The 20,159-nt window shown below is 64.6% G+C and carries 17 protein-coding genes; 3 read left to right on the top strand and 14 right to left on the bottom strand.

Going from position 1 to position 20,159, the window contains the following annotated elements; translation table 11 throughout:
• Window positions 1-98: 98 nt before the first annotated feature.
• The 6 genes from ASE71_RS19560 to ASE71_RS19585 form a co-directional block, all read right to left on the bottom strand.
• Window positions 99-1,697 (bottom strand): MFS transporter, encoded by a 1,599-nt coding sequence (locus tag ASE71_RS19560; RefSeq protein WP_060515878.1) that lies wholly within the window; start codon window positions 1,695-1,697, stop codon window positions 99-101.
• Window positions 1,690-2,154, bottom strand: coding sequence for an SRPBCC family protein (locus ASE71_RS19565; protein WP_034792113.1), 465 nt, complete (start codon window positions 2,152-2,154; stop codon window positions 1,690-1,692). The genes ASE71_RS19560 and ASE71_RS19565 overlap by 8 nt, the downstream gene beginning before the upstream one ends.
• A gap of 162 nt (window positions 2,155-2,316) precedes the next feature.
• The gene (locus ASE71_RS19570) at window positions 2,317-2,880 is read right to left on the bottom strand and encodes a TetR/AcrR family transcriptional regulator (RefSeq protein ID WP_060515879.1); all 564 of its coding nucleotides are present in this window, start codon (window positions 2,878-2,880) and stop codon (window positions 2,317-2,319) included.
• A complete protein-coding gene (locus ASE71_RS19575; RefSeq protein ID WP_029742604.1) occupies window positions 2,877-3,371 on the bottom strand; it encodes an HPP family protein in 495 nt (164 codons plus the stop codon). Before ASE71_RS19575 ends, ASE71_RS19570 begins: the two co-directional genes overlap by 4 nt.
• 102 nt (window positions 3,372-3,473) lie before the next feature.
• A complete protein-coding gene (locus ASE71_RS19580) occupies window positions 3,474-5,468 on the bottom strand; it encodes a CocE/NonD family hydrolase (RefSeq protein ID WP_060515880.1) in 1,995 nt (664 codons plus the stop codon).
• A gap of 74 nt (window positions 5,469-5,542) precedes the next feature.
• Window positions 5,543-7,147 (bottom strand): ABC transporter substrate-binding protein, encoded by a 1,605-nt coding sequence (locus ASE71_RS19585; RefSeq protein WP_060515881.1) that lies wholly within the window; start codon window positions 7,145-7,147, stop codon window positions 5,543-5,545.
• Between the two features lie 162 nt (window positions 7,148-7,309).
• Here ASE71_RS19585 and ASE71_RS19590 point away from each other — a divergent pair, with 162 nt between their 5' ends.
• Complete coding sequence (locus ASE71_RS19590) at window positions 7,310-8,104, top strand: helix-turn-helix domain-containing protein (RefSeq protein ID WP_029742607.1); 795 nt, start codon at window positions 7,310-7,312, stop codon at window positions 8,102-8,104.
• 54 nt (window positions 8,105-8,158) lie between these two features.
• Window positions 8,159-8,500: a PAAR domain-containing protein gene (locus ASE71_RS19595; protein ID WP_060515882.1), complete on the top strand. Its 342-nt coding sequence runs from the start codon at window positions 8,159-8,161 to the stop codon at window positions 8,498-8,500.
• Window positions 8,501-8,509: 9 nt separating this feature from the next.
• Here ASE71_RS19595 and ASE71_RS19600 read toward each other — a convergent pair whose 3' ends face one another.
• A complete protein-coding gene (locus ASE71_RS19600; protein ID WP_060515883.1) occupies window positions 8,510-9,961 on the bottom strand; it encodes a LuxR C-terminal-related transcriptional regulator in 1,452 nt (483 codons plus the stop codon).
• Window positions 9,962-10,141: 180 nt separating this feature from the next.
• On the opposite strand from ASE71_RS19600, the gene ASE71_RS19605 reads away from it, so the two are divergent.
• Entirely contained in the window at window positions 10,142-10,438 is a 297-nt protein-coding gene (locus ASE71_RS19605) for a DUF1127 domain-containing protein (RefSeq protein ID WP_127889278.1), read from the top strand.
• Window positions 10,439-10,494: 56 nt separating this feature from the next.
• Here the strand turns inward: ASE71_RS19605 and ASE71_RS19610 are convergent, their stop codons facing one another.
• From ASE71_RS19610 to ASE71_RS19640, 7 genes are all read right to left on the bottom strand, one after another.
• Complete coding sequence (locus ASE71_RS19610; protein ID WP_034792132.1) at window positions 10,495-12,126, bottom strand: ABC transporter ATP-binding protein; 1,632 nt, start codon at window positions 12,124-12,126, stop codon at window positions 10,495-10,497.
• Window positions 12,119-12,946 carry an ABC transporter permease gene (locus ASE71_RS19615; protein ID WP_029742612.1) on the bottom strand — a complete coding sequence of 276 codons (828 nt, stop codon included), beginning with the start codon at window positions 12,944-12,946 and terminating at the stop codon, window positions 12,119-12,121. The genes ASE71_RS19610 and ASE71_RS19615 overlap by 8 nt, the downstream gene beginning before the upstream one ends.
• Window positions 12,943-14,079: an ABC transporter permease gene (locus tag ASE71_RS19620; protein WP_060515884.1), complete on the bottom strand. Its 1,137-nt coding sequence runs from the start codon at window positions 14,077-14,079 to the stop codon at window positions 12,943-12,945. Before ASE71_RS19620 ends, ASE71_RS19615 begins: the two co-directional genes overlap by 4 nt.
• A complete protein-coding gene (locus tag ASE71_RS19625) occupies window positions 14,064-15,653 on the bottom strand; it encodes an ABC transporter substrate-binding protein (protein WP_029742614.1) in 1,590 nt (529 codons plus the stop codon). Before ASE71_RS19625 ends, ASE71_RS19620 begins: the two co-directional genes overlap by 16 nt.
• Window positions 15,654-16,038: 385 nt before the next feature.
• Window positions 16,039-16,821: a carnitinyl-CoA dehydratase gene (locus ASE71_RS19630; RefSeq protein ID WP_029742615.1), complete on the bottom strand. Its 783-nt coding sequence runs from the start codon at window positions 16,819-16,821 to the stop codon at window positions 16,039-16,041.
• Window positions 16,822-16,826: 5 nt separating this feature from the next.
• The gene (locus ASE71_RS19635) at window positions 16,827-18,884 is read right to left on the bottom strand and encodes an acetate--CoA ligase family protein (RefSeq protein ID WP_034792136.1); all 2,058 of its coding nucleotides are present in this window, start codon (window positions 18,882-18,884) and stop codon (window positions 16,827-16,829) included.
• Between the two features lie 7 nt (window positions 18,885-18,891).
• On the bottom strand, window positions 18,892-20,052 hold the full coding sequence (locus ASE71_RS19640; protein ID WP_029742617.1) for an acyl-CoA dehydrogenase family protein: 1,161 nt from the start codon (window positions 20,050-20,052) through the stop codon (window positions 18,892-18,894).
• Between the last annotated feature and the right edge of the window lie 107 nt (window positions 20,053-20,159).

The following is a 20,159-nucleotide window of genomic DNA, read 5'->3' on the forward strand; positions in this document are numbered from 1 at the left end:
CTCCCTGGGATTGGACGCAGATCATCGCCCGCCGGCCATATGGCCGGCGCCGCTTGATATTGCGCTACTTTGCGTTTCCGGCCTGGCGCCGGGCACCGTTAACCGGCGTTGCCCGAAGCAGCCGGCTGATCGGCGGCCACCTGCGCCTTGCCGTCACCGTCATCGCTGGCCTTGCGCAGGAGCAGGAAGGCGATGAGTGCGGTGCCGAGCGATAGCAGCACGCAGATCGAGGCGGTGAAGGCGAAGGACTGAGTGAAGACGTCGCGCGCCGCCGTCAGCAGCCGTTCGGCTTCTGCAGGTGGCAGGTCGGCAGCCACCGCGACCGCTCCGCCGAGCGTCTGCCGGGCGGCGGCAACGGTTTCCTCCGGCAGGCCGGTGACCACCAGCTGGTCCATGCGGCCGCGATAGGCCGAGGTCAGCAGGCTGCCGAGCACGGCAATGCCGAGCGCGCCGCCGAACTCGAAGCTGGTCTCCGAGATCGCCGAGGCGGCGCCGGCGCGCTCCGGCGGGGCAGAGCCAACGATCATATCCGTCGTCAGCGTGCCGACCGGTGCAAAACCGAGGCAGAGCACCACGAGGCCTGTGGTGACGAGAAGCGGGCTGCTTGTGGTGCCGACCTGGGTGCAGATGGCAAAGCCGATCGCCGTCAGCACGAAGCCCGCTGCAATCAGGTTGGAGGCGGCAAAACGGGTGGCAAGCATAGGCACGGTCATCGAGGCGACGATCATCGCCACACCCGTCGGCACCGACCAGAGACCGGCGACGAAGGGCGTGAGCCCGAGCACCAGCTGCAGGTACTGCGCCACGAACAGGAAGGCGCCGAAGCCGACGAAGAGACCGAGGATATTGACGCCAAGGGCGGCGCTGAAGGCCGGCGTCCTGAACAGCGCCAGATCGATCAGCGGATCGGCGAGACGAAGCTGGCGCCGCGCAAACAGGATCGCGACGACGATGCCGAGCAGGATGAAGAAGACTGCGATCGTATCGAACCCGGCCTCGGCGATGTGCTTCATGCCGTAGATCACCGAAAGCACGGCGACGAGCGACAGGGCGGCGCTGACGAGATCGATCCGGCCGGCCTCGGGATCGCGGAATTCCGGCAGGAGGATCGGCCCGAGGATGAGGATCAGCACCATGACCGGCACGGCGAGCAGGAAGACCGAGCCCCACCAGAACTGCGACAGCATCAGCCCGCCGACCACGGGGCCGATGGCGCCGCCGGCCGAGAAGCTGGCGATCCACACCCCGATCGCAAACGTGCGCTGGCGGTCGTCGAGGAACATGTTGCGGATGAGCGAGAGGGTGGAGGGCGCAAGCGTTGCTGCCGCGACACCAAGCACCGCGCGCGCGATGATCAGCGTCTCGGCATTCCAGGCGAAGGCGGCGAAGATCGACGCCAGGCCAAAGGCGACCGAGCCGATCATCAGCAGGCGCCGGCGGCCGATGCGGTCGCCGAGCGTGCCCATGGTGATCAGCGAGCCTGCGACCATGAAGCCGTAGATATCGATGATCCAGAGAAGCTGGGCGGCCGAGGGCTTGAGCTGTTCGGCAAGCTGCGGGACCGCGAGGTTCAGCACCGTCAGGTCCATGGAATAGAGCATGCAGGGCAGCGCCAGCACGGCGAGCCCGATCCATTCGCGCCGGGTCGCCTTCGGACCGGGCGCGTTTTCGGTTTCAAGGTTCGAAATCTCAGACATGGTCGACGTAATCCCTGAGCCGCTCGAGGCACTCGCCCCAGCCATCCTGGTGCGAGTCGCGCTCTTCGACGGTCTCGAATGGTGTTTGCTGGAAGGTGAGCCGCGTCTTGCCGCCGATATCGGCGAAGGAAACGGTGATCAGCGTGTCGCTGCCGGGCTCGCCGTCTTCGTCCCAGGCGAAGGTGAAGACCAGCTTCTCGGGCTCGCGCACTTCGCGAAAGATGCCGCTCATCCAATAGTCCTGGCCTTCGGGCGAGCGGATGCAGGCGCGCCAGGCCCCGCCCGGACGGAAGTCCATGTTGACCGAATGCGGCGTGAAGTCCTGCGGTCCCCACCAGCGCAACAGGTGCTCCGGCGTCGACCAGACCTTGAAGACGAGGTTTATCGGCGCCTCGAAGTCGCGCACGATTTCCAGGCTGATATCCTTGCGTGCTGCGTTTGCGGTGGCCGCTGTCATGAATCCTCCTCCTCTGGGCGCCCCAATACGCCCAGTCTTTAACCGTAGAGTTATTTAACTTAGCGGTTAATATCCGTGCGAAAAGGCGATTGTCAAGGCAGGCTCAAGCCGCGATCTGATTTTTGTCAATTTGGGCGGGGGAGGAAGGGTGGTCGCTTGCTTTTACGATGATACGGGCAGGCGCGCCTTGAGGCGGGCCAGCACCCGGACGAAGGCGCCGGGGTCCTCGAGGCTTCGGGCAAGGATCAGCGCGCCCTGGATGCCGCCGACGATTTCCTCGGCAAGGCCGTCGCACTCGGCGGCCGGTGTGCCGGCGCGTTCAAGCGTTGCGGATAGATCGGCACGCCAATCGGAGAAATAGCGGTTGAGTTCGCGGGCGAAGCGGTCGTGTGCGCCGCTCGTGGCGATTATCCCCATCAGGCAGAGGCGTCTGCCCTGGCGGAAGTAGCCGTCGACGGCGGCAAACATCGCGTCCAGCGCTGCGGCCGGGTCTTCCGCATTGCGTAGTGGCTCGAAGATGTGCGTGCGGAACCAGGCGGCGATATCGCCAAGCACGGCCTCTGCCATCTCCTCCTTCCCGCCGGGGAAGAAGTGGTAGAGGCTGCCTTTGCCAAGCCCGGTCTTCTCGGTGATCAGGCTGAGGCTGGTGCCGTCATAACCGTGCTCGCGGAAGATTTCCGCAAGCATGGCGATCACGTCCTTTCGCTCAGCGACGACGCGGCTCATGCGGGCTTCCTCACCAGCGGATACTCGACCTTGGCGAAACGGTGGAACAGCGCGCCAACGGCGACGAGAATAAGCGAGCCGGTCAGCACCGGGAAGAGCAGGAATTCGAAGCCGGGATCGGCGGCGAAGACGACGAGCGGGTTGGCGCCTGCCGGCGGATGGGTGATGCGCAATGCCGCCATCAGCGCGATCGCCGCGCCGACGGCGATGGCGACCGCCCACCATTCATTCGGAAAGACGGTTCTGAGGATCAGGCCGACGAGGGTGGCAACGAAGTGGCCGCCGACGACGTTGGCCGGCTGCGACAGCGGGCTCGCCGTGACGGAAAAGATCAGCACGCAGCTGGCGCCGAAGGGCGCCATCAACATGGGGTGGCCGACAAGGCCTGTGAGGGCGCCGACGGCGGCGATGGCGACGAGGCCGCCGATGCCGGCAATCAAGCCGCGGTTGATATGAACGGGAGGCTGATGACGCGAGAAGAAATGGCGCATGGTTGTACCAATCAGTAAACTCTTTACCGATTGGTACAATGACTTGTGTGAGATGTCAATGCGGGGGCGGGGCAGCGCGTTGGAACCGGCCGCCCGTGCCCTTCACATGAAGTCGCGGGGGATGCGCTTCTTGAAATGCTTCTCGAAAATCCGTGTCTCGCCCTCATAGGCGACGACCTCCGCCTCGGTGATCCACTCGCTTTTCGTGCAGTGGAGCGTCGAGGTCGAGACGGTACGCACAGACCAGCCCTCGCGCTTGGCAACACAGGTCCAGGTCGAGGTTCCGATCATCGACGAGGGGTCGTCCGGTGCGATCGACCAGGTCTCGTCGCGGATATCCTGGGTGGCAAGGCCCGTATCCGGATGTTCTGAAAGCCCGGTGTCCTCGTAGATACGGTAATGGGTCATGCCGTGGGTCATGTCGCGCTCGACGGTGCGGCTCGAAGTACCGCGCGTCAGCTCGCGATACTTTGGCAGCGGGTCGGGGTTCTCCGGCTCGGGCACGGCGATCTCCCTGTGGGCGCCGAGCAGGGGAAGGGCGAGCGAGAGGCTTGCTGTGTCGATCGAAAGACCCGGATCGGTCGGGGGGGGAAGGATCAGCGGCCAATAGGAGGTCGAGAGCGACACCCGGATGCGATTGCCCGCGCGGAAGCGGTAGCCGCAGGCATCGAGCGTAAGCGTGATGCGCGTCTTGCGCCCGGGCTCCATGGCGCGCGGCTGGGCGTTGCCGTCGCGATGCGAAAGGTTGAGCACGCCGAAGGCGACGCGGGTGGCGGTACCGTCCGGATGCACGTCGACGAGGCGCACGGCGAGATTGGCGGTCGGCTCCTGGCAGGTGACGTCGACGGTCAGCGTTGGCTGGCCGAGATAGTCGGCGGCTTCCAGTAGCGGTGCCGTCTCGAAGGTGAGTGAGCCGGCATCGTCGATGCGCTGGTCGCCGGCCATTTCGGCATCGGGCTTCAGCGTGAAATACTCGCCGGATGCCGTGCCGGTATCGAGTGGCGATTTCAGGTAGACCTCGCCGATGCCGGTGCCGCCGGCCGACGGCGTCAGCCGGCCGTCATGGGAGATGCCGAAGAGATGCATTTCCGGCGTTGCCCAGGCGTCCTTCGCCACCCAGCGGCCGGGATCGCTGTCACGCCGGAGCGACGGGCGGGGCCCGTCGAGAATATAGGCGCGCACCTGTGGCTCGTTCTCGGCGCCGTTTTCCTCGTCGCGCAGCCAGCGGTTCCACCAGCGGATCGCCTCGCCGTGGAAATCGGCGCGCGGCTTCGGAAAGGCGAAATGCGGGTACTTGTGCACCCAGGGGCCGATCAGCGCCTTGGCCTTGTCCCCAAGGCCTTCGACCGCCTTCAAGGGCGTGTTGCGGTAGCCGTCGGCCCAGCCGGCGATGACCAGCGCGGGGATCCCAACCCTGTCGAAATCTTCGCAGATCGATCCGTGCTGCCAGAATTCGTCGCGACGCTGGTGCTCCAGCCATTCCTCCATGAAGAAGGGCTCCTTCTCCAGCCGCTCCATCCACATCTGCTTCCAACGGTCGCCGACGATGGCGGGATCCGGCGAGCGCGACTGGTAGCCGAGCATGGTCGCCGCCCAGGACAGCTGGGCGGAGAGGTGGCAGCCGTTCTTGTAGTGGATGTCGTCGTTGTAGCGGTCGACGGTCGAGGCGATGGAGATGACGGCTTTCAGCGCCGGCGGCTTCAAGGCCGCGACCTGCAGGCAGTTGAAGCCGCCCCAGGAGATGCCCATCATGCCGACCTTGCCGTTTGACCAGGGCTGGGCGGCGATCCATTCGACGATCTCGCAACCGTCGGAAAGCTCGCGCGGCGTATATTCGCCGTCGATCACGCCTTCGCTTTCGCCGGAGCCTCTGATGTCGACGCGCACGCCGGCAATGCCGGCGGCGGCAAACACGGGATAGGTGGATTCGTCACGCAGGCTCGTGCCGCCCTGCTTGCGGTAGGGCAGGTATTCGAGCACGGCCGGAACCGGATCGGCCTCCGTGCCGGCCGGCATCCAGATGCGGGCGGCAAGCTCGGTGCCGTCCTTCAGCCGGATCCATTCGTTTTCGATGACTGTGAATTCGCGCTCTGACATGTGGTTCTAACGATCTCTTTGTTTTCTCGGGAAATGCCGGACGCGAGCCCGCGTCCGGCATTCGTCGCAATGGCTTAGCTGTCGAACCAGACGCGGCTGCCGACGTAGCCGTTCGAGAGATCGTTGCCGATGTCGTCGACGAAGCCCTTGAGCGAAGCCGAGGCGGCGTTCACGTAATCGTTGAAGACGGGCAGGATCAGGCCGCCTTCGTCGCGCACGGTCATCGCCATGGTGCGGTACATTTCCTTGCGCTTGGCCTCGTCGAGCTCGGAGCGGGCCTGCAGCAGGAGCTTGTCGAAATCCTCGCGCTTGAAGCGGGTGTCGTTCCATTCGGCGGTCGAGAGATAGGAGGTCGAGTAGCGCGAATCCTGCGTCGGCCGGCCGCCCCAATAGGAGGCGCAGAAGGGCTGCACGTTCCAGACATTGGTCCAGTAGCCGTCTTCCGGCTCGCGGCGCACTTCGATCTCGATGCCCGCCTTCTTGGCGCTTTCCTGGAAGAGCACCGCGGCGTCGGCAGCACCCGGGAAGGCGGCGTCGGAGGTGCGCAGCAGGATCGGCCGGTCATGGCCGGACTTCTTGAAGTGGAAGGCCGCCTTGTCCGGGTCATAGGCGCGCTGCTCGATGCCTTCGGGTGCCAGCGCATAGTTGCCGTTGACGGGATAGTCGTTGCCGAGGGTGCCGAAGCCGCCGAGCACCCGGTCGAGGATCGCCTGTCGATCGACCGCATATTTCAGCGCCAGTCTGAGGTCGTTGTTGTCGAAGGGCGCGGTGTCGCAATGCATCAGGAAGCTGTAGAAGCCCTTGCCGGAGGTCCTGAGGATCTCGACGCGCGGGGCGCGCTTCAGGAGCGGCACGGTCTTCGGGTCGATGTTGTTGATGAAGTGGACCTGGCCGGAAGAAAGTGCTGCGATGCGCGCCGTCGTGTCGTTCATCACGATGATCTCGACACTGTCGACGAAGCCGCGGTCCGAGCGCCAGTCATCGGCGTTCTTCTCGAAGGTGGCGCGCAGGCCTGCCTCGTAGCTTGCAAGCTTGTAGGGGCCGGTACCAACAGGCGAGGCCGGATTGTCGACGCCGCCCTTCGGCTGGATGATCAGGTGATAGTCGGTCAGAAGCAGCGGCAGGTCGGCATTGCCTTCGGTGAGCGTCAGCACCAGGCTGCCTGCCTTCTCCTCGATCGTCTTGATCGAGCGCATCAGCCCGAGCGCGCCGGACTTCGAGCCTTCGTCCGCATGGCGCTTCAGCGTGGCGACGACGTCGGCAACGGTCAGCTTGCTGCCGTCGTGGAAGCTCACGTCGCTGCGGATCTTGAAGGTCCACTCGGACGCATCGGCCGAGGGCTCCCAAGATTCGGCAAGCGCCGGCAGGGGCGCGCCGGTCTTCGGGTCGGATTCGACCAGCGTATCACCCCAGAGGTGACCGATGACGAAGGAAACGGAACCGCTATAGGCGGCCGGGTCGAGCGAGTCCGTCGTGGCGCCGCCCTTGAGACCGAGCTTCAGATGGCCGCCACGCTTCGGCTCCTGAGCCCTTGCGTCCGTGGCGGCGAGCGTGCCGCCGAAACCGGCCGCAAGGCCCAATGCTGCCGTGCCGGCCAGGAAGCCGCGCCGGCTGAGGCCGGTCGAGGCAAGGCTCGCGGGGATAAGGAGGCCGTCAGGACGCTTCGTGAATTCGGTCATTCTAGGGTTCCCTTTGGAGTGATGCTTGTTAGGGAAAACCTAGCGTTTGCCGACCGGCACACAATTTCGCGACTTGACGCTTCTTTACGCTCTTTTACGCTACCTGAATGCTTCCTGTTCGACAGGGATTGGAAGCGCGTTGAATGGGGTTCGAAAAGCATCGTGCAGGACATCGACATCTTCGCCGCCAATCTCAAGTTTGCCTGTGCGACGCGACGGTCGATTTCGCAGATCTGCCGCGAAATCGGCATTAACCGCCAGCAGTTCAACCGCTACATCGGTGGCGAGGCGCGGCCATCGGCGCACAATGTGGCGCGCATTGCCCGCTTCTTCGGGCTTTCGGCCGAAGACTTCGCGTTGCCGGCCAAACAGTTCGAGGCGCGCATGACGCGCCCCGATCGGGACCGCTCGGATGCCGGCCTGCTGCTTGAGGGTTTCCCGGGCGACATCGCGGGCCTCCGGCGCCATGTCGGCTACTACCAGACCTATCACGTGTCGCTCTCCTGGCCGGGGCTGGTCGTCTGCTCCTGCGCGCGGATCTACGAGGAGGCAGGCTCGATCCGGGTGAAATCGATCGAGCGCATCCGCGATCCCGCAAACGAGATCCAGCAGTTCTCAAAATATGTCGGCCTCGTCACTCTCTGGCGAAACCGCATCTTCATCGCCGAGCGCAGCATCGGGCGCGAGCCGATGCTGGCGCAGACCATCCTTCTGCCGTTCGAAGTGCATCAGCGGGTCTATCTGCGCGGCACCACCATGGGGGTCTCCTGGCGCAAGGAAAACCTGCCTTACGCGTCCCGGATGATCTGGCGCTCGCTCGGGGCGCAGCCGGATCTGCGGCAGATGCTCTCACGCTGCGGCGTGCTGTCCTTCGGCTCGCGGCACCTGCCGCAGACGGTGCGAGCCTTCCTCGATACGCCCGATGCCGAGCTCTTGACCGTGCCGACCGAATATTGAGGCGGCGTCGCCATGTGGTAGGTTTCGCCGAACGCACCGATCGAGGAGGGGATCATGAAATCTGCTTTGGCCGCTATCGCCTGCCTTTGCTTCGCATTGCCGATGTCACCGGCAAAGGCCGAGGAGGCACGGGCGCCGATCCCGTCCTGTGCGCTTTCGGGTGCGTCCAGCGTGATGATCGGCGGGCAGCCGGCGCTCAGGCTTTCCGATGTCGCCAATTGCCCGCCGGAACTCTACGAGGTGGTGCCGAGCATCATGGTCGAAGGCCAGCCGGTGGTGCACTTCCGCGCCGGCAGCGGCGAAAAGGGCGACTGCTCGGCCAAGGGCGAGGCGACGGTGACCTTCGAAGGCGAGGCGGCGCAGAGGGTGGGCGACGTCGATTGCCGGCAGAAGTGACAGCTATCGTCAGACGAGCCTGGCCAACCGGGCACCCTCCCGAACGGCCGAAAGCGCCGGCGGATTGGAGATGGGATAGCCGGCAATGAAGCCCTCGACCGTGAACGACGGGAACTGGGTTTGCAGCCGCGATACGACCTCTGCCGCTTCCTCCATCTCGCCAAGGTACGCGTGTGCCATCGCCTGGAACATCAGTGTGTTCGGCGATTCCTGCGAACTCTTTTCAAGCGCGGACAAGCACGCGCGATAGCGCCCGACGACGAAGAGAACGCGCGCGAACATGCCGTGGTACCAGGGAGGGCCGAGCGGGTTGAGCGAGAGGGCGCGCTCGATGAAGGGAATCCCGTCGGCGGGATCGCCGACGATCAGGGCCTTGGCTCCCGCGAGCAGCGCCAGCGTATCGGCGTTGTTCCTGCCATATTCGAGCGCCCGGGCGTGGGCCTCGGCGGCACCCGCCAGATCACCGATGCAGGCTTTGAAATCGCCGATACAGGTATGGCCGGCCGGATCCGTCGGATCGAGCCGCAGCGCCTCCTCGGCGGCGCTGCGCCAGTTCTTTCTTGCGCTTTCGAGGTCGTCGCCGAAGCCGTTCGCCGCCTGGATGGAATGGGCATAGGCAAGTTCGGTCCAGGCGCGCGCCCGCCCCGGATCGAGCTCGATCGAGCGCGTCAGCAATTGCATGGCGGCGGCGTTGCCATCGGGGCTGAAGCGATTGTGCTGTTCGACGCCCAGCAGGAAGTAGTCATAGGCTTGCAGGCTGCCCGGCGGCTTTTGCCGGCTCGCCTTACGGCCGATGGCGGCCAGCGTGCCGAAGCAGCCGGCGAGCACGTTGATGACGCTTTCGGTGAGGCTGTCCTGCAGCGTCAGCAAGTCCTCCATCGTGCGCTCGTAGCGCTCGCTCCAGAGCGTCATGCCGGTGCGGGTATCGGAAAGCTGGATCGTCAGGCGGACCCGCCGGTCGTCCGCGCGCAGCTGCCCGGTGATGGCATAGGTGGCGCCGACCGCCTGGACGTGGTCTTCGAAGCTTTCCGGCCGGTTGCCGAGCAGCTTCATTGTGTGGAAGGCGATCACGGGCAGATCGGCGAAGCGCGCGAGATCGACGCAGATGTCGGATGACAGCCCGTCGGCGAAACGGCGCCAGCGCTCCTCCGGATTGAGGCTTTCAATGGGAAAGACGGCGAGCGTCGGCGAGGCGGGCTCGGCGTCGCGCAACGGCGCGACCGCCTCGGTCGCCGTCCTGCCGGCCACCATCTGCGCGACCGAGGCGGCAAGCTCGATCTTGTTGCGAACGCCGAGCTTGCCGTAGATCGTCGCCAGATGCGTGCGCACCGTCGACGGCGCGATAAACAGCGCCCCGCCGATTTCGCGATAGGTCAGGCCGGCGGCAAAACGCTCGGCCACGGCGCGCTCGCGGTCTGACAAGGCTTCGGTGGCGACCTGTGGTGTCGGGATACGGTTCATGGCTGCTTCCTGCCATCTGACCGGGCCGTTTTCAATGGCGACATAAGGCAAGGTGCCACAGTGCCTCTTGCGCGTCCAACGGGGCGCGCGGTGCTGCAGGCAAAATACTACAAATGCAGGAGAGGAAAACACAGCAGCTGCGCGATGTGGGACGCGTTCCACGGGCCTAGAGTTCCGACAATGTTTCAACGCCCTGAGGGGCAGGAAGAGGTGGGAACGGCGATGAGCAGCCTGCTTTCGGGAATGTCCGATTTCTATCATGCCGTCCGGCTTGATCTCAACCAGCCGGCCAAGCATCTGGCCGACAGCCTCGGCCGCCACGATCCCTTCCGGATCCTTGTCGTCTGGGAGGACCGCGTTCGCGTCCGCGAGCAACTTCAGCTTATGGCCGATCAATATCCGGAGCGGCTCAAGGATATCGGGATGACGAGGGCTGAGGTTCGCGCAGAGACGAGCAAGGCCTTCTGGCAACGCTGAGCTTGCCTGACGAAGGCATGAGACGGCGGCACGCGATCGTGCCGCCGTCTCGTTTTTCAGTTGCCGGCGCTTTCCATGCGGCGTGTCTTCAGCACCCGCTCCAGCCAGCCGATTTCCATCTCCGGAACCGACTTCAACAGCAGGTCCGTGTAGTCGTCGAAGGGCGGCGACAGCACCTTCGACTTCGGCCCGAAGCGCACGAGGCGGCCGCGATGCATGACCGCGACGCTGTCGGCGATCGCCCGCACGATGGCGATGTCGTGGGTGATAAATACATAGGAAACAGCGGTTTCCTCCTGAAGCTTCAGAAGCAGATTCAGGATGCCTTCGGCCACAAGCGGATCGAGTGCCGAGGTGGGCTCGTCGCAGAGGATCAGCTCCGGCTTGGCGGCGAGCGCCCTTGCGATCGCCACGCGCTGCTTCTGGCCGCCCGAAAGTTCGGCCGGATAACGATCGAGGAAACGCGTTCCCATTTCGATCTGGTCGAGCAGTTCCTTGACCCGCTCCGTCTTCTTCTGGCCGTGCATGCCGAAGTAGAAGGAGAGCGGTCGACCGACGATGTCTCGCACCGTCTGGCGCGGGTTCATCGCCGTATCGGCCATCTGGTAGATCATCTGGATGCGGCGGAGCTCGTCGTTGCTGCGGCCTTTCAGCGCCCGCGGCAGCTCCTTGCCCTCGAAGGTGATGCGCCCCTCGGTCGGCGGCAAAAGCCCGGTGATGACGCGGGCAAGGGTGGACTTGCCCGAGCCGCTTTCGCCGACGATCGCCAGTGTCTGGCCTTTCGGCAGATGCATCGAGACATCATGCAGCACCTTGAAGCCGTTGGCATAGCCGGCGCTGATATGCTCGATCTTCAACTGCGTCCCGGTCTGGTCGGCGGCTTCCTCGCGTTTCGTCTGGCGGACGCTGACGAGTGCCCGGGTGTATTCCTCGCGCGGCTCTTCGATGATCTGCTTCGTCGAGCCGTATTCCACCGTCTTGCCATGGCGCAGCACCATGATGTCGTCGGAGATCTGGGCGACGACGGCGAGGTCGTGGGTGATGTAGAGGGCTGCCGTGTGCGTCTCTTCGATCGCATGCTTGATCGCGGCGAGCACGTCGATCTGGGTGGTGACGTCGAGCGCGGTCGTCGGCTCGTCGAAGACGATCAGCTCCGGGTTGGGGCAGAGCGCCATGGCGGTCATGGCGCGCTGCAGCTGGCCGCCGGAGACCTGGTGCGGATAGCGCTCGCCAAAGGTTTCCGGATTGGGCAGGCCCAGCACGCGGAAGAGATAGAGCGCCCGCTTCTTAGCCTCCTCGCGGCTCATGATGCCGTGGCGGAGCGACGCCTCGATCACCTGGTCGCCGAGCCGATGCGCCGGATTGAAGGCGGCCGCTGCCGATTGCGCGACGTAGCAGACGCGGGCGCCGCGGATCGAGCGGATGCCGTTCTTGTCGAGCGTCAGAATGTCCTTGCCGTCGAGCAGGACCTGACCGCCGGTAATGCGCACGCCGCCGCGGCCATAGGCGAGCGCCGAAAGGCCGATGGTCGACTTGCCGGCGCCGGACTCGCCGATGAGGCCGAGCACCTTGCCCTTCTGAACGTCGAAGGAGACGCCCTCGACGAGGGTGACGACCTTCGGCGGTTCGCCCGGCGGGTAGCTGGTCGCTTCGATCTTCAAGTTCTTGACGGAGAGCATCTCAGGCATCGCCGCGTCCTCCCTTGAGGCTGGAGGTTCTCTTCATCAGCCAGTCGACCACAAGGTTGACGCAGATCGCGAGCGTCGCGATCGCAGCACCGGGGATGAGCGCTGCCGAAATGCCGAAGATGATGCCGTCCTTGTTGTCCTTGACCATGCCGCCCCAGTCGGCTGCCGGCGGCTGGATGCCGAGGCCGAGGAAGGAGAGGGTGGAGAGGAACAGGATCGAGAAGGCGAAGCGCAGGCCGAATTCGGCCAAGAGCGGCGACAGCGTGTTCGGCAGGATCTCGCGGAAGATGATCCAGAGCGAACCTTCGCCACGCAGCCTTGCCGCCTCGACGAACTCCATGACCGCGACATCGAGCGCCACGGCGCGGCCGATGCGGAAGACGCGGGTACTGTCGAGTACCGCCATCACCAGGATCAGGATCCACAGATGCTGCGGCAGGACGGCGAGAACGACGAGGGCGAAAATGAGCGTCGGAATCGCCATCATCAGGTCGTTGAAGCGGGAAAACAGCTGGTCCGTGAAACCACCGACAACAGCGGCGGTGAAGCTCAGGATCATGCCGAGCGAGAAGGAAAGCACGGTTGCCGCAAATGCCACGAAGATGGTGGTGCGGGCGCCATAGATCAGACGCGACAGCAGGTCGCGGCCGAGATTGTCGGTGCCGAGCAGGAAGTCGCCGCCGGCCGGAAGCCAGACGTCGCCGACCACGTCGCGTTCACCGAAGGGGGCGATGACAGGCGCAAAGAGGGCGCAGAAGATCGCAATCGCGATGCCGGCGATGCCGATCCAGGCGCTGAAGGGGATGGATCTCAGGTTCATCGCGGATGCCTCAGTCTCGGGTTGGCGATGATCGCGAGAATGTCGGCCGCCATGTTCAGGAAGATGTAGAAGGCGGCAAAGATCAGACCGCAGGCCTGAACGACCGGCATGTCGCGCACGGTCACCGCATCCACCATATACTGGCCCATGCCCGGATAGACGAAGACCACTTCGACCACGACGACGCCGACCACGAGATAGGCCAGGTTGAGCGCAATGACGTTGATGACCGGCGCCACCGCATTGGGGGCGGCGTGACGCGCGATGATGCGGAACATGCCGAGGCCCTTCAGCTCCGCCGTCTCGACATAGGCCGACGACATGACGTTGAGGATCGCCGCGCGGGTCATGCGCATCATGTGGGCGAGAACGACGAGAACGAGGGTCGCGACGGGAAGCGCGATCGCCGAGAGACGTTCGGTGAAGCTCATGCTGTCATAGACGGTCGCGGGGAAGGTCGCGACGCCGTACTTGACGGCGAAGAACATGATCAGGAGATAGCCGACGAAGAACTCGGGCAGCGAGATCGCCGCGAGCGAGACGACGTTGATGATCTTGTCGGGCAGCCGGTTGCGGAACTGCACCGCCAGCATACCGAGGCCGACGGCGAGCGGTACGGAGACGAGGGCTGCGAAGAAGGCAAGGAACAGCGAGTTGCCGAGGCGCTTGGAAATCTGCTCGCCGACCGAATTCTTGCTCGCCCAGGAGGTGCCGAAATCGCCTTGGACAGCGCCGCCGAGCCAGGAGACGTAGCGTTCGGTCCAGGGCCGGTCGAGGCCGAGATCCTTGCGGATGTTTTCGACCGCCTGCGGCGTTGCCGACTGGCCGAGATAGGTGGTGGCGAAGTCGCCGGGAAGCGCCTCGATGCCGCCGAAGATCATCAGCGATACGGCGAAGAGAAGGCCGACGCTCAAGCCGAGGCGCTGCAGGATCAGCGCCGCGAGCGGGCGGCGGAAGGTGAAGCGCCGCCAGAAGGTGCCGCCGATTTCACCGTTCGAGGGATTGGTGGCAGGGTTGGGTTTTGCTGGTACTCCGGAAAGTTCGGCAGACCGCGGGTGTGTTGCACCCGCGGTTCCATCCGTCGGAACCGGACCAGTGAGCGGTCCGCTTTCCATCATCATGCGTCCAGCCATACCCGGGTTGCGACATAGCCGTTCGACATGTCGTTGCCGATGTCGTGCACGTAGCCTTTCACCTGCTTGGTGGAGGCGTTCACGAAGTCGTTGAACATCGGCAGGATCAGGCCGCCTTCGTCACGCACCATCATGGCCATGGTGCGGTACATGTCCTTGCGCTTGGCCTCGTCGAGTTCAGAGCGGGCCTCGAGCAGGATCTTGTCGAAATCCGGACGCTTGAAGCGGGTGTCGTTCCAGTCGGCGGTCGAAAGATAGGCGGTGGAGTACATCTGGTCCTGGGTCGGACGGCCGCCCCAGTAGGAGGTGGAGAAGGGCTGCACGTTCCAGACGTTGGTCCAGTAGCCGTCACCCGGCTCGCGCTTGACCTCGATCTCGATGCCCGCCTTCTTGGCGCTTTCCTGGTAGAGCACCGCTGCATCGACAGCACCCGGGAAGGCGACGTCGGAGGTGCGCAGCAGTACCGGACCGCTGTGGCCGGATTTCTTGTAGTGGAAGGCCGCCTTGTCCGGATCATAGGCACGCTGCTCGATGCCTTCGGGGAAGAGGGCGTAGGTGTCGTTGATCGGGAAGTCGTTGCCGACCTTGCCGTAGCCGCCGAGGATGCGCTGGACCATGGTCTCGCGGTCCATCGAATATTTCAGCGCCATGCGCAGGTCGTTGTTGTCGAAGGGTGCGGTGTTGCAATGCATGATGAACACGTAATGGCCGCGGCCGGACGTGTTCAGGATCTCGACCGTCGGCGCCTTCTTCAGAAGGTTGACCGTCTTCGGATCGACGCGGTTGATGTAGTGCACCTGGCCGGAGGAAAGCGCGGCGATGCGGGCCGTGGCGTCGTTCATGGCGATCAGCTCGACCGAGTCCACATAGCCGCGGTCGGTGCGCCAGTCGTCGGCATTCTTCTCGAAGGTGGCACGAACGCCGGCTTCGAAGCTCGTCACCTTGAAGGGGCCGGTGCCGATCATTGCGTCCGGCTTGTCGATGCCGCCGCCCGGCTGGATGATGAGGTGATAGTCGGTCAGAAGCAGCGGCAGGTCGGCATTGCCTTCGGTCAGCACGAGCACCAGCTTGTCGCCGTCGGCCTTGATTTCCTTGATCGACTTCATCACGCCGAGCGCGCCGGATTCAGACTTTTCGTCGGTGTGGCGCTGCAGCGTCTTGATGACGTCGTCGAGCGTCAGCTCCTTGCCGTCGTGGAATTTTACGCCCTTGCGGATGGTAAAGGTCCAGGTCGACGCGTCGGTCGAGGGCTCCCAGGATTCGGCGAGTGCCGGCACCGGCGCGCCGGTCGTCGGGTGGCTTTCGACGAGCATGTCGCCCCAGTTGCGGCCGACGACGAACATGAATTGCGACAGCGCCTTGGCCGGGTCCTTCGAGTCGGTGGCGGCAGCGCCTTCGAGACCGAGTTTCAGGTGACCGCCGCGCTTCGGCTCCTGCGCTGCAGCGCTGGTGGCAAACAAAGTGCCGGCCGTCGAGGCGAGAATGCCGGCTGCTGCCGCGCGGCCCAAAAACTCGCGCCGGTTCATCTTGCCGAGCATGACCTGTCGTGTGAGGTAATCCTTGTAATCGCTCATTCCCCTGTTCCCTTTTCTCGTCGGCATTCGCCGTTCGTTGTGGTTGGTAGAGATTGCTGCGTACAGCCATTGTATCGATGGCTTCGGACTGGGCCGGAGGGCCGCTTGTTTTCTTCCGGGTTCTTGTCTCTCCTTCCTTCTGGCCGGGCGTCCTTCGTTCAGATCGATAAGCGTAATCGCTGGAACTCTTGTTGTAACGCCCTAAATTACAATTTATTTCCATAAGCGTGGCTTATGGACACGTGTTTAATGGCGCGCGATGTTGCCCGCGCGTCTCGTCACGTTCCGGTGCCGGTCATCCGGCTCTGTTGCCTACGCCGCCAAGGGTCGGCGGTGCTGTTCGAAGCGCGTTGCGGGCGGAAACCGCACGCATTCTCGTTCGGTCTCAGCGACCCTTCCACACGGGGTCGCGCTTCTCCGCGAAGGCGCGCGCGCCCTCCAGCTGGTCTTCGCTCGAATAGAGAATATCGACGGTCTTGAACTGCCGCTGGGTGATCTTGTTCATGGTCGTCTGGAAGGCTTCGCCCTCGGCGGCGCGGACCACTTCCTTGATCGCCGCATAGACCAGCGGCGGGCCGCTTTCGAGCAGGCGGGCGAGCTCCCAGGCGCGCTCCATCAGTTTGCCCGCCGGCAGGATCTCGTTGACGAAGCCCCAGCGGTGGGCTTCCTGCACGTCGAGCCAGCGGCCGGTCAGAAGCATGTCCATGGCGATGTGATAGGGGATGCGCTTCGGCAGCTTGATCGAGGCAGCATCGGCAACGGTGCCGGAGCGGATTTCGGGCAACGCGAAGGTCGCGTGTTCGGCGGCAAGGATCAGGTCGGTCGAAAGCGCGATCTCGAGGCCGCCGCCGCAGCAGATGCCGTTGATCGCGGCGATGATCGGCTTGTTGAGATCGCGCAGTTCCTGCATGCCGCCGAAGCCGCCGACGCCGTAGTCACCATCGACCGCGTCACCGTCGGCAGCAGCCTTCAGGTCCCATCCCGGACAGAAGAATTTTTCACCGGCGCCGGTGATGATCGCGACACGTAGACTGTCGTCGTCGCGGAAGTCGCGGAAGATCTCGCCCATGACCCGGCTGGTTTTCAGGTCGATGGCGTTCGCCTTCGGCCGGTCGATCGTGACTTCCAGAATACCGCCTTCGCGGCGTGTGAGGATAGGTCCGGTCATGAGGGTCAGTTCCTCCGGCGAATGAGAGCGTCGGCGGCAACGGCACCCTGACCGTTCGGCAACACCATCAATGGATTGATATCCAGTTCTTCGAGTTTCGAAGCGTTTGCAACGACATAGGATGCCGCTGCCGCGACAGCCGCGGTTAAAGCGGCGTAATCGGCAGCAGGCGCGCCGCGATAGCCGTCGAGCAGCTTGCGGATCTTCAGCCCGCCGATTGCTTCCCCGATCGCTTCCGGCGTCGTCGGCAGCGTCAGGATGGCGGAATCATCGAGCAGTTCCACGAGGATGCCGCCGGCACCGATCGTCAAAACCGGGCCGGCGACGGGGTCGCGCGTGGCGCCGATAATGAGCTCGGCGACCGGTTTCGCCACCATCTTCTCGACAAGGTACCCGGAGGTGACGGCGGCCATGGCCTTGGCCGCCGCAAGGACGTCCGCGCGGCTCGCAAGGTTGAGTTTCACGGCACCCGCTTCGGTCTTGTGGGCGACGCCGAGGCCTTTCAGCACGACCGGGAAACCGAGCGCTTCGGCAGCGTCTGCGGCTTCTTCGGCGGTTGCTGCGGTCTTGCCCTTCGGCACGGTCAGACCGGCGGCAGCAAGCTCCACCTTGGCCTCGTGTTCGCTGAGCGTGATGGCTTCACCGGCAGCGGCGACACCGCCATCGTGCAGGCGGGGCGGGGCGGGTTTGGCCCAGGCGGCTCCGATGTCGGCGGCCGTCTCGATGGCTGCCAGTGCCTCCTCGATGCCGAAGAAGGGTACGACGCCCGCCTTCATCAGGAAGAGGGCGGTGGCTTCCGGCATGTTTTCGCCAAGGCTGGCGACGATGCCGGCGCGGGCACCCGTTGCCCGGGCCGCGTCGATCACCGCATGGCAGGTGGTTTCCCAGTCTGCCGGGTCGCAGCGGTCAAGGCGCGGGAAGTCGAGCACGAGCAGATTGATCGCGTAGCCGCCCTTCATCATGGCGGTAAAGGCGGTGGTCTGCTTCTCGCGGTTGCCCCAGACGAAGGTGTGGTAGTCGAGCGGGTTGGCGATCGTCACCATCTCGCCGAGCGCATCCTTCAGCGGCTTCTTCTGCTCGTCGCGCAAGGGCCGGTAATTGACCCGGTAGCGCTCGCCGGCATCCGCCATCAGCGAGGCCTCGCCGCCGGAGCAGCTCATCGAGGAGATGTCGTTGCTCTCGAGTGGGCCTGCCACATGCAGCAGCTTCAGCGTTTCCAAGAGCGCCGGCAACGTGTCCACTCGGCCGATGCCGAGGCGGGCAAGAAGCGCCGAGGAGACGCGGTCGTTGCCGGCAAGCGATGCGGTGTGCGACACCGTCGCAAGCTGCGCCGCTTCCGACTTGCCGACCTTCAGCGTCACGACCGGTTTGCCGAGTTCGCGCGCGCGCGTCGCCAGCCGCTCGAGGGCAACAACGCTGTCGAAACCCTCGATATGCAGGCCGACGGCGGTGACGCGCGGGTCTTCGAGCACGGCGCAGGCGATGTCGGAGAGGCCCGTCTGCGCCTGGTTGCCGGCAGTCATGACATAGGCAAGCGGCAGACCGCGCGTCTGCATCGAAATGTTGCAGGCGATGTTGGAGGACTGCGTCAGGATCGCGACGCCCTTTTCGACGCGTTGCATGCCGTGCTGGTCCGGCCAGAGCAGGGCGCCATCGAGCATGTTGATGAAGCCGTAGCAATTCGGCCCGACGATCGGCATGTCGCCGGCAGCCGCCACCAGCGCCTCCTGCATGTCGTTGCCGTCGTCAAGCTCGCTTGCCGCCTCGCGAAAGCCGGAGGCGTAGCAGACGGCGCCGCCGGCGCCGCGGCTCGCAAGATCGCGGATGATATCGATCGTCAGCTGCCGGTTGACGCCGACGAAGGAGGCATCCGGTGCGCCTGGCAGTTCTGCCACCGAGCGATAGCACTTGCGGCCGAGGATTTCGGCTTCGCGCGGGTGCACTGGCCAGATCTCACCGGTAAAGCCCATCTTGTCGCATTGCTCGATGACACGCCGGGCTTCCTTGCCGCCGAAGACGGCGATGGTGCGCGGGCGGATGAGGCGGTCGAGGGAGCGTATCATCGGCCGATCACGCTCCCAGCGGCCGCAGCAGGTCGCGGCTGATGATGTGGCGCTGGATTTCAGACGTGCCGTCCCAGATGCGCTCGACGCGAGCGTCGCGCCAAAAGCGGGCGAGCGGCAGGTCGTCCATCAGGCCCATGCCGCCGAAGATCTGGATCGCCTCGTCGGTGACGCGGGCGAGCATCTCGGTGGCAAAAACCTTGGCGGACGCAATCTCGCGGTTCGAGGGCAGGCCGTTATCGAGCCGCCAGGCGGCCGAAAGGGTCAGGAGGTCGGCGGCGTCGATCTCGGTGATCATGTCGGCGAGCTTGAAGGAGACGCCCTGGTTGGCACCGATCGGCTTGCCGAACTGCTTGCGTTCGGCGGCGTAATTCAGCGCATAGTCGAAGGCGCGACGGGCACGGCCGACCGAAGTCGCCGCCACCGTCAGGCGGGTGGCGAACAGCCAGTCGTTGGCGACGTCGAAACCCTTGTGCACCTCGCCGAGGATCTGGGCGGAGGGCAGGCGGCAATCGTCGAAGGTCAGGACACAGTTGTTGTAGCCGCGGTGCGACACGGAATTGTAGCCCTTGCGGATCTCGAAGCCGGGCGTGCCGCGATCGACGAGAAAGCAGGTGATCTTCTTCTTCGGGCCGCGCGGCGTATCCTCTTCGCCGGTCGCGATGAAGACGATGACGAAATCGGCGATGTCGGCGTGGCTGATGAAATGCTTCGTGCCGTTGACGATCCAGTCGTCGCCGTCCTTGCGGGCAAAGCACTTCATGCCGCGCACGTCCGAGCCGGCGTCCGGCTCGGTCATCGCAAGCGCATCGAACTTGTCACCTTTGACGGCCGGCAGCAGGTACTTTTCGCGCTGCTCGGCGTTGCAGGCCATCAGGATCCCAGAGGGGCGACCGAAGAAGACGGTCAGGCCCATGGAGCCGCGGCCAAGCTCGCGCTCGACCAGGGTGAAGGAGGTGTGATCGAGACCGGCGCCGCCGACTTCCTCCGGGAAATTACAGCCGAAGAAGCCGATCTCCTTGCATTTTCGGGCGATCTCCTGACCGAGTTCGCGCGGCACTACGCCGGTGCGCTCGACCTCGTCCTCATGCGGATAGATTTCCGTTTCGACGAAGCTCCTGACCGTATCGACGATCATCTGCTGTTCTTCGGTCAGTGCGAAGTTCATTGTGTTGTTCCCCTCGTTTTCGCGCCGCTGACGTAGGTGCCGCAAACGATGGCCGCCTCCTCAAGCGTCCTTCGGCTGCGGTTTGCGGCTCCGCCGGAAGGCGAAGC

Source organism: Ensifer sp. Root954, assembly GCF_001429005.1.
GTDB lineage: Bacteria > Pseudomonadota > Alphaproteobacteria > Rhizobiales > Rhizobiaceae > Ensifer > Ensifer adhaerens.